At 74.1% G+C, this 13,269-nt stretch carries 12 protein-coding genes; 5 read left to right on the forward strand and 7 right to left on the reverse strand.

The features are described from left to right. Positions 1-51 precede the first annotated feature (51 nt). From cobJ to cobG, 3 genes are all read right to left on the reverse strand, one after another. Positions 52-1,542, reverse strand: a complete 1,491-nt coding sequence (gene cobJ / locus LZ495_RS20520; RefSeq protein WP_235054201.1) for a precorrin-3B C(17)-methyltransferase — start codon at positions 1,540-1,542, stop codon at positions 52-54. 225 nt (positions 1,543-1,767) lie between these two features. Further along, entirely contained in the window at positions 1,768-2,403 is a 636-nt protein-coding gene (locus LZ495_RS20525) for a precorrin-8X methylmutase (RefSeq protein ID WP_235053949.1), read from the reverse strand. Beyond that, on the reverse strand, positions 2,388-3,950 hold the full coding sequence (cobG, locus tag LZ495_RS20530; protein WP_235053950.1) for a precorrin-3B synthase: 1,563 nt from the start codon (positions 3,948-3,950) through the stop codon (positions 2,388-2,390). Before cobG ends, LZ495_RS20525 begins: the two co-directional genes overlap by 16 nt. Positions 3,951-4,053: 103 nt before the next feature. Here cobG and LZ495_RS20535 point away from each other — a divergent pair, with 103 nt between their 5' ends. Then, positions 4,054-4,575, forward strand: coding sequence for a Fur family transcriptional regulator (locus LZ495_RS20535; protein WP_235053952.1), 522 nt, complete (start codon positions 4,054-4,056; stop codon positions 4,573-4,575). 74 nt (positions 4,576-4,649) lie between these two features. Here LZ495_RS20535 and LZ495_RS20540 read toward each other — a convergent pair whose 3' ends face one another. The 3 genes from LZ495_RS20540 to LZ495_RS20550 form a co-directional block, all read right to left on the reverse strand. Continuing rightward, positions 4,650-6,164 carry a hypothetical protein gene (locus tag LZ495_RS20540; RefSeq protein WP_235053954.1) on the reverse strand — a complete coding sequence of 505 codons (1,515 nt, stop codon included), beginning with the start codon at positions 6,162-6,164 and terminating at the stop codon, positions 4,650-4,652. After that, positions 6,161-7,054 carry a SigE family RNA polymerase sigma factor gene (locus tag LZ495_RS20545; protein ID WP_235053956.1) on the reverse strand — a complete coding sequence of 298 codons (894 nt, stop codon included), beginning with the start codon at positions 7,052-7,054 and terminating at the stop codon, positions 6,161-6,163. Before LZ495_RS20545 ends, LZ495_RS20540 begins: the two co-directional genes overlap by 4 nt. An 81-nt stretch (positions 7,055-7,135) precedes the next feature. Continuing rightward, positions 7,136-8,314: a serine hydrolase domain-containing protein gene (locus LZ495_RS20550; RefSeq protein ID WP_235053958.1), complete on the reverse strand. Its 1,179-nt coding sequence runs from the start codon at positions 8,312-8,314 to the stop codon at positions 7,136-7,138. Positions 8,315-8,581: 267 nt separating this feature from the next. Here LZ495_RS20550 and tsaD point away from each other — a divergent pair, with 267 nt between their 5' ends. From tsaD to LZ495_RS20565, 3 genes are all read left to right on the forward strand, one after another. Next, positions 8,582-9,640, forward strand: a complete 1,059-nt coding sequence (gene tsaD / locus LZ495_RS20555) for a tRNA (adenosine(37)-N6)-threonylcarbamoyltransferase complex transferase subunit TsaD (RefSeq protein ID WP_235053959.1) — start codon at positions 8,582-8,584, stop codon at positions 9,638-9,640. Between the two features lie 73 nt (positions 9,641-9,713). Beyond that, complete coding sequence (locus LZ495_RS20560) at positions 9,714-10,730, forward strand: aminoglycoside phosphotransferase family protein (RefSeq protein ID WP_235053960.1); 1,017 nt, start codon at positions 9,714-9,716, stop codon at positions 10,728-10,730. A gap of 49 nt (positions 10,731-10,779) precedes the next feature. Then, a complete protein-coding gene (locus tag LZ495_RS20565; RefSeq protein ID WP_235053961.1) occupies positions 10,780-11,322 on the forward strand; it encodes a DUF1697 domain-containing protein in 543 nt (180 codons plus the stop codon). A gap of 24 nt (positions 11,323-11,346) precedes the next feature. Here the strand turns inward: LZ495_RS20565 and LZ495_RS20570 are convergent, their stop codons facing one another. Then, positions 11,347-11,913, reverse strand: coding sequence for a DUF5134 domain-containing protein (locus tag LZ495_RS20570; RefSeq protein WP_235053962.1), 567 nt, complete (start codon positions 11,911-11,913; stop codon positions 11,347-11,349). A gap of 216 nt (positions 11,914-12,129) precedes the next feature. On the opposite strand from LZ495_RS20570, the gene LZ495_RS20575 reads away from it, so the two are divergent. Continuing rightward, a complete protein-coding gene (locus tag LZ495_RS20575) occupies positions 12,130-13,260 on the forward strand; it encodes a S1 family peptidase (protein WP_235053963.1) in 1,131 nt (376 codons plus the stop codon). Positions 13,261-13,269: the final 9 nt, after the last annotated feature.

A 13,269-nucleotide genomic window follows, 5' to 3' on the forward strand; every position in this document is an offset into this window, starting at 1 on the left:
TCCTCCGAAGTGCGGCGTTTTGCGCTCACTGTCCCACAGCACCGCCCGCGATCAGGCCGGGTAGCGGCGCGGCGTGTACACCCCGAGGGTGCCGTCCGGCCGCGGATACGTCCGCGTCGTCGACGAACCGAAGATCAGCATGGTCCGCATGTCCACGATCCCGGGGTCGAGTTCGCCCAGCGGCACGATGCGCACTGCCTCGGTCGGCCCGCCCACGTCCCGCGCGACCACCACCGGCGTCAGGGGGTCGCGGTGCGCCAGGAACAGGTCCCGCGCCTCGGCCACCTGGTGCCGCCGCGTCTTGGACGCCGGGTTGTACACCGCCACCGCAAGATCCGCCTGCGCCGCCGCGGTGAGGCGGGCGGCGATGACGTCCCACGGCTTGAGCCGGTCGGACAGGCTGACCACGCAGAAGTCGTGCCCCAGCGGCGCCCCGGCGCGCGCCGCCACCGCCTGCATCGCGGACAGCCCCGGGATCACCCGCACCGGCACGGGGCTCTTGGTCTCGTCGGCCGCCTCGAGCACCGCGGACGCCATCGCGAAGACCCCCGCATCGCCCGACGACACCACCGCGACCCGGGCGCCCGCCTCCGCCAACGCCAGCGCGTGCCGGGCGCGTTCGGCCTCGACCCGGTTGTCGGTCAGATGCCGCCGCTGCCCCGGGCGCGGGGCGACCCGCGACACGTACGGCCCGTACCCCACCAGGTCGTCCGCGGCCGCGAGCGCGGCATGCGCCTCCGGGGTGAGCCAGGACGGACCTGCCGGACCCAGGCCCACCACGTCCACCGAACCGAGTTCGCCGGTCGGGACGGGCACCGCGTACGGGTCGTCGACCACGGTCGGCCCGGTGCGGTTCGTCGCGAACGGTGTTCCCGGGGCCGTCGAGGGCGCGATCACCAGCGAGAAGTACGGCACCGCATCCGCATCGACGTCCGCGAGCGGCGCGACCCGCTGCCGATCGGTGGTGGCCCGCTCGACGTACCACGTGCGCCCGGCCACGCCGGCCTCCTCGAACGCCGCGCGCACGTCCGGGAAATGCCGCCGGCCCAGCTTGATCACCGCGGCCGAGTCGGACGTGCGGAGCCGCGCCGCCAGCACCTCGGGCGGCAGGGTGCCGGGCAGGATCGTCAGCACCTCGTCATGCTGCACCAGCGGCCGCCCGAGCACGGCCGACGCGCCGCTGACCGACGTCACGCCCGGCACGACCTCGGTCGGATACCGGTCGGCGAGCCGCTCGTGCCAGTACATGTACGAGCCGTAGAAGAACGGGTCGCCCTCGCACAGCACGGCGACATCGCGCCCGGCGTCCAGGTGCGCGGCGATCTCGGCCGCGGTGTCGTCGTAGAAATCGGCCAACGCCCCGTCGTACCCGCCCGGGTGGTCGGTCGTCCCGGTGGTCACCGGATACTCCATCGGCAGCCGGATCTGCCCGTCCTGGAGGAAGCGCGACGCGATGGTGATCGCCACTCCGGGCGCACCCTTCTTCACCGGATACGCGACGACGTGCGCGGACGTGATCAACCGGTGCGCTTTGAGCGTCATCAGCTCCGGGTCGCCGGGCCCGAGGCCGACACCGTAGAGACGCCCTGTGCGCGCGGCGGCGGGGGCAGGGGCGGCGTCGGCTCCGGGCACGGGGGAGGCTTCGGGCACAGGGGAGGCTTCGGTCACGGTGGGCTCCGGCAGGTCGGTGCGCTGTGGTGCAGGGCGGGGGGCGAGGCAGAGACGAGGGCGGGGGAGGCGGGAGGCCGGCGGGCCGGGGCCGCCGCGTCAGGCGATGATCTCCGCCTCGGTGGCCACCGCGTTGAGTGCGGCCGCGGCCATGGCGCTTCCGCCGCGCCGCCCGTGCACCACCAAGTACGGGATGTCACCGGCCCGTTCGGCGAGCGCCTGCTTCGACTCGGCGGCGCCGATGAAGCCGACCGGGACGCCGATGATCGCGGCCGGCGCCGGAGCTCCGGCATCGAGGAGTTCGAGCAGCCGGAACAGCGTCGTGGGCGCGTTGCCCACCGCCACGACCGCGCCCGCCAACTCGTCGCCCCACAGGTCGACGGCCGCGGCGCTGCGCGTGGTGCCCTGTTCGGCGGCGAGCGCCGGTACGCGGGGGTCGGACAGCAGGCACTTGACCTGGTTGTCGCGCGGCAGCCGGGCGCGCGTGACGCCGGAGGCGACCATCTGCGCATCGCACAGGATCGTCGCGCCCGCGCGCAGCGCCGCACCGGCCGCCCGGGCCACGTCCGGATGGAAGCCGACGTCCTGCGGCAGATCGGTCATGCCGCAGGCATGGATCATGCGGACGACCACCCGCGAGACGTCCTCGGGGAACCGGTCGAGATCGGCCTCGGCCCGGATCGTCGCGAACGAACGGCGGTAGATCTCGGCGCCGTCCTTCAGCCAGTCGTCCACGGGTGCCTCTCTGATGGCGGGGGAGTCGGGGGAGTCGAGGGTGCGGGGGAAAGCGGGGGCGGACCGGGCGCGGCAGCTTCCGCAGCGCCCTGACCTGCGACGGAGTCCAGGACCGGTTGCAGAGCAGTGGTCAGGCGGGTCCAGGCCGCCCCCGACTCCTGGTCGGCGGAGACCGCGAAGCCCGGGTGCCCGGCGCCGACTTCGCCCCGCGGGACGACCGGGCCGCCGGGCGCATTGCCGAGCGCGTCGTCGGGTGCGTCGTCGGGGGCGCGGCCGGGTGCGTCATCGTGGACGCCGTCGCGTGCGACGACCAGCGCGGCTCCGGCCGGCCGTCCGCACGCGCGCTCGCACGCGGCGAAGTGCACCGGCAGCTCCGGCGCCGGCGAAGCCTCGCCGCCCGCGGAAAGCCCATGGGCAGCGAACTTCCGTGCCACAAGACGAATATCGGTTCGCGCCCGGCGGCATTCGCCGAGCCCGCTGCAGGCGGTGACGCGCAGCCACGGCGAGTCGGGGGAGACGGCCAGCCCGGCGGCGGCCAGACCGTCGAGCAGCGCGGGGGCTTCGTCCCAGGGGACGTCCGTGACCACGACGCCCCGCCAAGGGGCGATCCGCAGGCGTGCGGTGTCGTCCGCGGGCCCGACCACGTTTGCAAGGGCTCGGAGTTGGCGCGCGGTGACGCGGCCGAGCGGCGCCACCACCGAAAGGGCGGCGCGTCCGTCCGCCTGCGGGACGATGCCGACCACCGGCCCGGTCGGGCGCGTCTTCGCGGACGCCGCCGCTCCGGATGCGCTCGGATCGACCGGACCCGCCGAGCCTGTACCTGTGGGCGCCGGCTGCCCGGCAGAGCGGCCGGTGAGGTACGCCGCCATCGCCGGATCAAGGCGTACCGCACACGCCAACTGCGCAGGGCCACCCGGAAGTTCACGCACATGCCAAGCACCGCTCGGTCCGCGGAGGCGCAGGAACGCACGCGCGGCGGCCAGTGCCAGATCGGCGGACGCCTCGGGGGAGTGCGCCCGCAGCCCGGTGTCGGTGCCGGCCACGTGCAGGGCTGCCGTCCCTTCGGCCGCGGCCACCAGCGCGACGTCGTGGCGGCGGGACGCGACGCGGAGCGCCCCGTCGTCCACGGCGAACTGGAACCGCCCGGGAAGCGCGGCCAGTTCGGGGTCCGCGCACAGCGCTGCGTCCAGGATCTCGACGATGCGCGCAGCGTCCACGAGGGCGCCGCGGTCCCGTCCGGCGAAGGGGCCGGCCAGGATGTTCCGCACCCGGTCGTGTGCGGGCGACGGCAGGAGTCCGGCCGCGGACAGCCGTGCCGCGAGGGTGCGCAGGCCGGCGTCGTCCAGGCCGCGCAACTGCGCATTGGCCCGCACCGTCAGATCGACCGATCCGGTCCCCAAGTCCTCGGCGCACAGGGCGAGTTCGCTGGCCTGCGCGGCGGTCAGCCGACCGCCGGGAAGGCGTACGCGCGCGATGAGGCCGTCGTCGCCGACCGCGGCGTCGATGGTGCCGGGGCAGGCGTCGTCCCGGTCTCGTACGCGTCCCACCACCGCTCCACCACCCCTCCGCGCCGCAGCGCCGCATCACCCGGACCGCCGACCGGGCAGCCCGGCTCGCCGGACCGCAGGTCTAGATGCGACACTGTTGCATATGGACCGCGGAACGCCACAGCCCACCCCCACCCCCGACCCCGGCGGGTCCGGGCTGCCCGACCCGGTGGACGAGGCGGTCCGCCGGATCCGCGCCCACGGCGAACGCGTCACGATCGCCCGTACTGCCGTCCTGCGCGTCCTGGCCGACAGCAAGGCGTATCTGACCGCCGATCAGATCTTCGTCGAGGTCAGCCGCGCCGCCCCCGGCGTGCACCGCACGACGATCTACCGGGCGCTGGACGCGCTCGAACGCCTCGGGCTGGTCGTCCAGACCAGGATGGGCCAGGACGCGGCCGCCTACCAGCTTGCCGCGTACCTTCTGGGGGAATCCGACCCGCGCCTGCACGTCGTGTGCCGCGCCTGCGGCCGGGTCCAGGAGGTGGCCGGGGACCTGCTGGACGCCGTCGCCCGCCGCCTCGCCGCCGAGTACGCGTTCCGGCTCGACCCCACCGGCGTGGCGCTCACCGGCCACTGCGACACCTGCACCCGCAACCCGCTGCCGACCCGCGGCAGGGCCTGACCCTCCCGTACCGACGGGGAGAGCCAGGCCGCCACGTACGCGGTCTCGCACACCGCTTCCGGGGCGGCCCCGGACTACGACCGCAGGTCGAACGGGTCGCTGTGGGTGGGACCCCCGGCCGCCGTGCCCGGGCGCCATACGCCCTCGGCGATGGACACCTGGACCTCGACATCCTTGTCCTTGATGTCCGACGGCAGCTCGTACCGGCCGAAGCCGATGGCGTCCAGGAGCGTCTCGCCGACCACGGTGTTCCCGGTCAGGAGCCGGGCCTGCTGCCCCTTGGCCGCCGGTGCGGCGATCACCACCTGGCCCTCGTCGTACCAGGCCCACACCCGGTTGCGCACCATCTCCTGCGAGGATCCCCCGGCATCGTCGCCGCCTGCGACCGCCGCAGGGGCGGCCGTGAGCAGGAGCCTGTGTGCCGGCGGTGCGCCGGGCGAGTAGAAGGTGTGCAGGTACGCCACCAGCAGCGCACCGCTCGGCAGCCGCACCGTGTACATCGCGTACCAGTCCCCGGACGGCAAGCCGTTGAGGATCACCGGCCGCGTGTTCTCCATGGTGAGCGTCCCGGGCGCCAGGCCCAGCGGGAGTTCCAGCCGGCGCTGCAGCCACTCGATCTGCGGCAGTTCGTCGATGGCCGGGTCGTGCGGCAGGAAACTCGGGTCGCCCAGGTCGCGGCTGTCCTCGATCACCGGCTGCGCCGCCGTGGTCACGCCGCCCCGGGTGAGGACGATGCGTGCGGTGACGGCCCGCCAGGGTGCCGCGGTGAGCACGATGCCGTCGTCGACGGCCAGTTGGGCCCACTGCCGCGGTGCTCTGCCGTGCACCCCGTACTCGGGGCGCCACGACACCCGGCCGCCGTCGATGCCCGGCGGTGCGACGGCCAGCAGCCACCATGAGCCGTCGGGCCCGGGCACCAGCCGCGAGACCGTCAGGTCGTCGGTCAGCGGCTCGCCGACGTTGCCGACCACCGTGAGGGCGGACACCGGTGCCCCTGACGGCCCGGCCCAGACCCGGATCTCGGTCCGCGTCCCGCGCGTGCCGGCGATCGGCGCGTCCACCACGCCGGCGACGATCCGGCCGGCCGGGGTGTCGCCGGCGAACCAGACATGCGCGACCGGTTCGTTCTCCCCGGTCGGCACGGTCCCTTGGCCGCGGCGGACGGCGGTTTCCGCGAGCAGCCGCTGTTCGGCGGCGGCCAGCAGCGCCCGGTCGCCGGCCAGCGATCCGCGGGTCGGCCAGCGGAGCGCATCGGCGGCCTCCGCGGGGAGGAGCCGCGCGGCTCCGTCGGGCGGGGCGGGCAGGCTCGGGTCGGGGGACGCCGGCATCTTCGTGCCCTCCGGGGGGCCGACGGTCGGCGCCGGCCGGGCCGGACTCCGTTCTTCCGACCGGTTCATCGCCGAAATACCGCCCACCACAAGGGCGGTCACCACGGCCCCGGCGACCGATGCCAGCACCGCCCGCCGCCGCCGTCGGGCCGATCGGGCGCTCTGCGCACCGATCGCGGTCAACGGCGCCTCCCCGAACGCGGCTTCCTCCGCCTCCGCGGCGAGGAACCCGGCAAGGCGCAGCTCGGTGTCCCCGGTCATGACAGCTCCGCATCCGGCCGGCGCGTGAGCGCCGACGTGTCGTCGAGTTCCGGCAGGGAGACCGCGCCCGTCGGCTGGTACGACCGGTCGTCCGGGCGCCGGAACGGCGGCAGGCCGCGACCACCGGCCGACGGGCGCTCCGGGGCGCCGGCGTCCCGGCGGTCGTGGCGACCGTGCGGACCGGGCAGAGCACGCGGATCCTGGGGATCCTCCCCATCCCGATGACCGTCCCCGTCCCGAAGGCCACCCGCATCCTCCCGGCGCAGCGCACCGGGCCGATCCGCACCGAGCACCGCCGGGGCCGACCCGTCTGCTCCCGCCGCCGAACCGGCAGCCCCGTACCCGGACCGCCCCGGCGGCAGCCCGCCCGCGGCCACCCCGTCGCCCGCGTGCAGCAGCCCCCGCAGCCGCTGAAGCCCCTGCGCGGTCTGGCTCTTGACCGTCCCGACCGCGCAGTCCAACGCGTCGGCGGTCTCCCGCTCGGTCAGGTGCTCGAAGAACCGCAGCACCAGCACCGCCCGCATCCGCGGCGGCAGGCGGCGCAGCGCGCGCCACAGCTCGTCCCGCTGGTCGACGCGCGCGTAGCCGTCCTCCGCGACGGCCTGCGGCGGCTGCTCCTCCGCCACCTCGTGCCGCAGCTTGCGGGCCTGCCGGATCGCCAGGTTCACCACGATCCGGTGCACATACGCGTCCGGGACGCCCTGCGCACTCACCCGCCGCCAATGCCGGTGCAGGCGGACGAACGCCCCCTGCGCCAAGTCCTCGGCCGCGGCCCGATCCCCGCACACCAGATAGGCGGTGCGGACGACGATCGGCCAGCGCCGCGACACGTACCCCGCGAAGTCGGCGTCCAAGGCCTGTGCGTCCTCGGAACGCGTGCGATCCGCCACGCCTGCCCCCTCTCCCCTCACCGGGAAGACAGACCTGGCCCCGGGCAAAGGTTCAGTACCTCCTCCGAAGTGTGATGCAGGTCACATGAGTTCGGCGGCCCGCACGATCGCCGCGGCGAACCGGTCGTTCTCCGGCGCTCCGCCGGACGGCGGGTAGTGGAAGCGCCGGCGCGTGTACCCGTACGCCACACCGCTCGCCGGATCGGCGAACGCCTGCGACCCGGCCGCGCCGCTGTGCCCGAACGCGGTCCCGCCCAGGAACGGGTAGCGCAGCCCCGACGTCTCGAACCCCAGGCCGAAGTGGTCCTGCTCGCCGGTGACCAGGTCGGTCCCCGGAGTGTGCAGCCGGGAGAACTCGGCGATGGTCGCCGCGGTGAGCAGCGGCGGCCTGCCGTCCAGGCCGTTCGCCGCGGCGGCGTAGAACCGCGCGAGGCCGCGCGCATTGCCGACACCGCCCGCCGAGGTCGGGCCCAGCGCCCGGACCTTGCGGTTGTTGAGGAACGCGGCGAGGTCGGTCGGCTGCTCGGCATGCAGGTTGAACGCGATGGCCAGCGCGCTGTCCGGGGCCGGCCGGGCCGCGGCCAACTGCGCCGCGATGTCCGGCGGCGGGGCCATCGGGCGGACCTCGCGGAACCGGGCCTCCTGCTCCTCCGGCAGCCCGATGTAGAAGTCCAGGCCGTACGGGGCGCGGATGCGCTCCTCCCAGATCTCCTGGACCGACTGCCCGGTCACCCGGCGCACGACCTCGCCGACGAGCGCACCGATGACGTACGCGTGGTAGCCGTAGCCCTGGCCGGGCGTCCAGAACGGCTTCTGCCCGGCCAGCCGTGCGGCGATGACGCGGTCGTCGGCCAACTCGTCCTCGGTGAACCCGCCGTCCACGCCGATCACGCCCGACCGGTGCGCGACCAGGTCGCGGAACGTCAGCGCGCCCTTGCCCTCGGCGGCGAATTCGGGCCAGTAGTCGGCCACCTTCCGCTCGAGATCGAGCACGCCTTCCTGCACCAGAAGCGCGACCACCGTGTGCAGCGCGCCCTTGGTGTTGGAGAAGACGGCATGCAGCGAATCTCCCGTGATGCCCTCGCCCACCCACAGGTCGACGACCTGGCGGTCACCCGCATAGGCGGCGAGCTGCGCGCCCGGCTCGTTGTACTCGGCGGCGGCAAATGCCTCGAACTCGGCCCGGACTTCCTCGAAGCCCTCCGCGACTGTCCCGAACACCTGGCGGTCGGCCGCTGCCTGCTGCGCTTCCACGCTCATGGGTCTCTCCTCCTCGATGGTCGAACCGGTTTCGTGTCGGACAACCGGTCCCCGGAGACCCCGATTCCGGGTCAGGGTGGGACTGCTGATCCCCCTTTGATCCCCCTTTTGCGACCTGCTTCTCGGGCCCCTTCGTCCGCCCGGCCGCACCCGTCCCCGCCTGCGCAGACGTCGGACCCGGCGGCGAGCCGACTACCATCGGGCCGGTACGCCGAGCCACGACGCGTACGACGGAAGCTGGGAAAGGGCGGTGCCGCGGTGGGTCCGGTGGTTCTCGGGATCGAAACGTCCTGCGACGAGACCGGCGTCGGCCTGGTGCGGGACGGCGTCGTCCTCGGCCAGGCGGTCGCGTCGAGCATGGACGAGCACGCCCGCTTCGGCGGCGTCGTCCCCGAGATCGCCGCCCGTGCCCACCTGCACTCGGTCACGCCCGTGGTCCGCGCCGCACTGGCCGACGCCGGTCTGACGCTCGCCGACGTGGGCGCGGTCGCCGTCACCGCCGGCCCCGGGCTGGCCACCGCGCTGCAGGTCGGCGTCGCGGCCGCCAAGGCGTACGCGGTCGCACTGGACGTCCCGCTGTACGGCGTCCACCACCTGGCCGGCCACGTCGCCGCCGCCACGCTGGACGGCGAGCCGCTGCCGAACCCGTCGATCGTGCTCATCGTGTCCGGCGGCCACACCTCGCTGCTGTACGTCCGCGACCTGGCCACCGACCCCATCGAGCACCTCGGCGACACCGTGGACGACGCGGCCGGCGAGTGCTTCGACAAGGCCGCCCGCGTCCTCGGCCTGCCCTACCCCGGCGGACCGAACGTCGACCGGGTGGCCCGGGACGGCAACGCCTCCGCGGTGAAGTTCCCGCGGCCGATGACCGGACCGCGCGACGACGCGTTCGGCTTCTCCTTCTCCGGCCTCAAGACCGCCGCCGCGCGCTGGGTCGAGAACGAGCGCCGCGCGGGCCGCGAGCCGGCCGTCGCCGACGCCGCGGCATCGCTGCAGGAGGCCATCGCCGACGTGCTGACCCGCAAGGCCGTCGCGGCCTGCAAGGCGCGCGGCGTCGACACCCTCGTGGTGGTCGGCGGCGTGGCCGCCAACTCGCGCGTGCGGGCGATGGCCGAAGAGCGCTGCGCCGCGGCCGGCATCACGCTGCGCGTGCCGCCGCTGAGGCTGTGCACCGACAACGGCGCGATGACGGCGGCGGTCGGCGACCTCCTCATCCGGGCCGGCCGCCCGCCGGCCGAACTCGACCTGACCATCGACCCCTCGGCACCGCTGCTGGACGCACTCCTGCAGCCCCGGCCGGCCGAGTTCGCCGCGGCGGGCTGAACCCGGGCAAGGACCGCAGGACCGCAAGCAGGCAACGGGTAACGGGTAACGGGGACTCGGGAGGCCGCAGCACATGCGCGACGACTGGAAGCCGCCGAAGCGGTTCCGCAGCATCATCAGCAGCATGTACGGCGCCGAAGGCCGCGCGTGGCTGAAGGAACTCCCCGGCCTGGTGGCCGACTTCACCGCGCGGCACGGCCTCGTCGCGGGCGAGCCGTACCGGGACCTGTCGTACAACTTCGTCGTCCCCGCCGACGCCCCCGATGCGGACGGCACCGGCGGAGGCCGCGTCCTCAAGATCGCGCCGCCCGGCGCGGGCGCCGATCTCGCCCGCGAGGCGAGCATCCTGCGGGCCTGGGACGGCGACGGAGCGGCCCGCCTGTACGACCACGACCCCGAACTCGCCGTCATGGTGGTGGAACGCGCCGACCCGGGCGGCTCGGCCGCGGCGCTGGGCGACGGCTCCGCCGCGGACGACCGCGAGGCGACCGCGGCCCTGGCCCGCAGCATGCGCGCCCTGTGGCGTCCGGTGCCGGACGGCCTCGACGTACCCCTGGTCTCCGACTACGCCGAGGACTACGCCTGGTACGCCGACACCTTCGGCACCGGAGGCGGCGGCACAGCCGGCACCGGCGGCCTGATCGACGCGAAGCTGTTCGACACCGCGTACGGCATCTTCCGCGAACTCTCCGCGGACCCGCACACGCCCATGCTGCTGCACGGCGACCTGCACCACGACAACCTCCTGCGGGCCCGCCGGAACGGCGAACCCGGCTGGCTGGCCATCGACCCCAAGGGCTTGAGCGGGGACCCGGGGTTCGAGACCTCGGTGATGCTCTGGAACCCGGTCGACCTGCCGAACCGCATGACCGGGTGCAGCCTCGGCGCGATGCTCGACCAGCGCCTCGGCGTCCTCGCCGAGGAACTGGACGGCGCGGTCCCCGGAGCTGCCCTGGACCGCGACACGCTGCGCCGGTGGGCCATCGCCCGCGGAGTCCTGGCCACCGTGTGGGACATTCAGGACGACGTCGCCGAAGCGGACCGCCCGGCGGCGCTGACCGTGGCGGCCATGCTCGCCCACGAGGCCTGACCGGCACGTCCGAGCACCTGGCCACCCGAGCACCTGGGAAGGGAACAGCGTGAGCCGCTACATCGCCTTGCTCCGCGGCGTGAACGTCGGCGGCGGCAACAAAGTGCCGATGGCCGAACTCCGGGCACTGCTCGCCGATCTCGGCTACACGTCCGTCAAGACGCTGCTGCAGAGCGGCAATGCCGTCTTCACCGTGCCCGCCGGGCCCGCGGACAGTCCGGGGCAGGTGACCGAAGCGGTCGAGAAGGCGTTGGAGAAGCAGTACGGCAGGACCATCAGCGTCATGGTCCGCACCCCTGACGAGCTGCGCGCGGTGATGGCGGCCAACCCGCTGACGGTCGGCCACCCGTCCCGCTTCCTCGTCAACTTCTACGCCGGGCCCGTGGACGCCGAGCGGCTCGCCGGGTTCGACGCCGAAGCGCACGCACCCGACCGGTTCGCGGTCGCGGGCCGCGAGATCTACTACGACTTCCCGGACGGTATGGGGAACTCCAAGCTGCCCGCGGCGATCGACCGCACGCTCAAGACACTGGGCACCGCACGGAACTGGAACACCGTCACCAAGCTCCTGGCCATCGCCGACGAGGAGTAGGCGGCCTGGGCACCGGTTCCGGGTTCAGACCGCGAACGCCATCATTGCCATGGACGCGATCATGGCGGCCGAGCACGCCGACGACACGGAAGGCCGCGCGGCACCTTCTGTCGCTGCCGCCGACGACGGCTGGGAGGCGAGGACGAGGTTGCGATTGCGGTGCTCCGCGGCCGCGAGGGCCAAGCGTGCTGCCGCCCACACGATCAGCAGCACGGCGTAGGGCGCGGACCACCAGTCCGACGCCGCCGCCGCGCCCTGCCCCGAAGCGTGCCCCGATCCGTGTCCGCCGCCGTGCACGGCCGGCATCAGCAGCGTCAACACACCCATGGCATATAAGTCCAAGGCCGCCGCAGCCCGAACCCGGCCCGGCCGTACGCCCGGCCGCCCCAGCGACCAGGCGGCCGCGCAGCCCAGCACGAGCATCCAGCCCGCCGGTCCCAGCGGATCATGCTCCGGGAGCGCCATCGCCGCCATCGCCGCGGCCATGAACACGTGGGGCAACCACCCGCGCGGCGGACCCTGCCGGTGCACGTATGCCCCGGCGAGACCTGCGGCGACCCCGAGTTGCGCGGCGATCAGCTGAGCATCCATCTCCGGATTCTTCCCGGGTACCTGCCGGTAAGACCCCTCCAGAGGCTGACATCACCGGGTGATCCGCATCATTTCGCGCGCGTTTCCGTTCGCAACTGCCAAGCGGAAAAGCGCATTCCGGGCGTTCGGTCGGACCATCGGTGCGCGCTACCGTGGCCATTGAGGTCCACGGCGCGGGCGAAGGCGCCTGCACCGCACGGGAATCAGGTGGCCGCCATGGCGTCGGACGAACAGCCGGAGCACCTCGGACCACTGCGCGGACTGGCGAACGCCGTGGATACGGTCGGGCGTTCGAGCGCCGCCGCGATCTACTCCGGAATCGCCCTGGACGTCGACGCCGGGTGCGTCGACGTCTACCTGACCGACCTGGGCCAGGCCAAGACGGTCCTGGACGCCGCGCGCATGCTCGACGGCACCATCGACACCGGCCTGGCCAGGTTCCGCCAGGGCCGGCACACCAAGGCGGAGATGTGCCAGGCCCGGGACCGGGTCTTCCGCGCCCGGCGCGAACTCGGCATCGAGAGCATCGCGGTGCCGGTCGACGGCGGTGCGCTGAAGGTCCGGGTCGCGGACGTCGAGGCGGCCCGCGAGGCGGCCGGGCAGCCCACCGCGACCGGGCGCTCGACGGCTGCCGAGGCCGGCGTCGAACTCGCCTTCGAACCGGCCGTCGAGGGCTCGGACATGTCCCGGCTGGCCGACACACCGCCCTGGGTCGCGGGCGCCGCGCTCACCGACCGCGCGTGGAATTCTGCCGCCGAGCCCTGGATGTGCACCTCCGGCGTCCCCACTCGGCGCACGTCCGACGACCGGCCCTTCCTGATCACCGCCGCGCACTGCTTCAGGAACGGCCACAGCATCTACTCGGGCTGGTACCGCGACAGTTCCGGTGCCTACGTCCGCAACTACATCGGCCGCATCGCGGCGCGGGCCGGCCTGCTGGACGCCGTCGCCGTCGACACCTCGGGCACCGGTGTCACCGCCGGATGGGAGTGGGACGGCCCGCGGCAATCGTCGTTCCTACTCGAACTGACCAGCTCGGCCTACTCGTTCCAGGGCGACTACGTCAGCCACGACGGCTACACCTCGGGCGTGGTCGGCCGCATCGAGGTGGTCGCACCGGACGTGTACTGGACCGGCACCGACGGCGTCCTGCACCGGGGCGTCGAAGGCCGCCGGAAGGGCGGCGAGGCGATCCGCGAGGGCGACAGCGGCAGCCTGGTCTTCGGCGTCACGGACGGCACCCGGCAGGCCCGCGGCATCAGCAGCTGGGGCGGCGGCGGCGCGATCCGGTGGACCGAAGTCGTCGACATCTACCGGCACTGGGGGCTGCGCCTGGCACCGCCCTGAGCGGTCCGG

It is taken from the genome of Yinghuangia soli (genome assembly GCF_021502675.1).
GTDB classification, from domain to species: domain Bacteria; phylum Actinomycetota; class Actinomycetes; order Streptomycetales; family Streptomycetaceae; genus Yinghuangia; species Yinghuangia soli.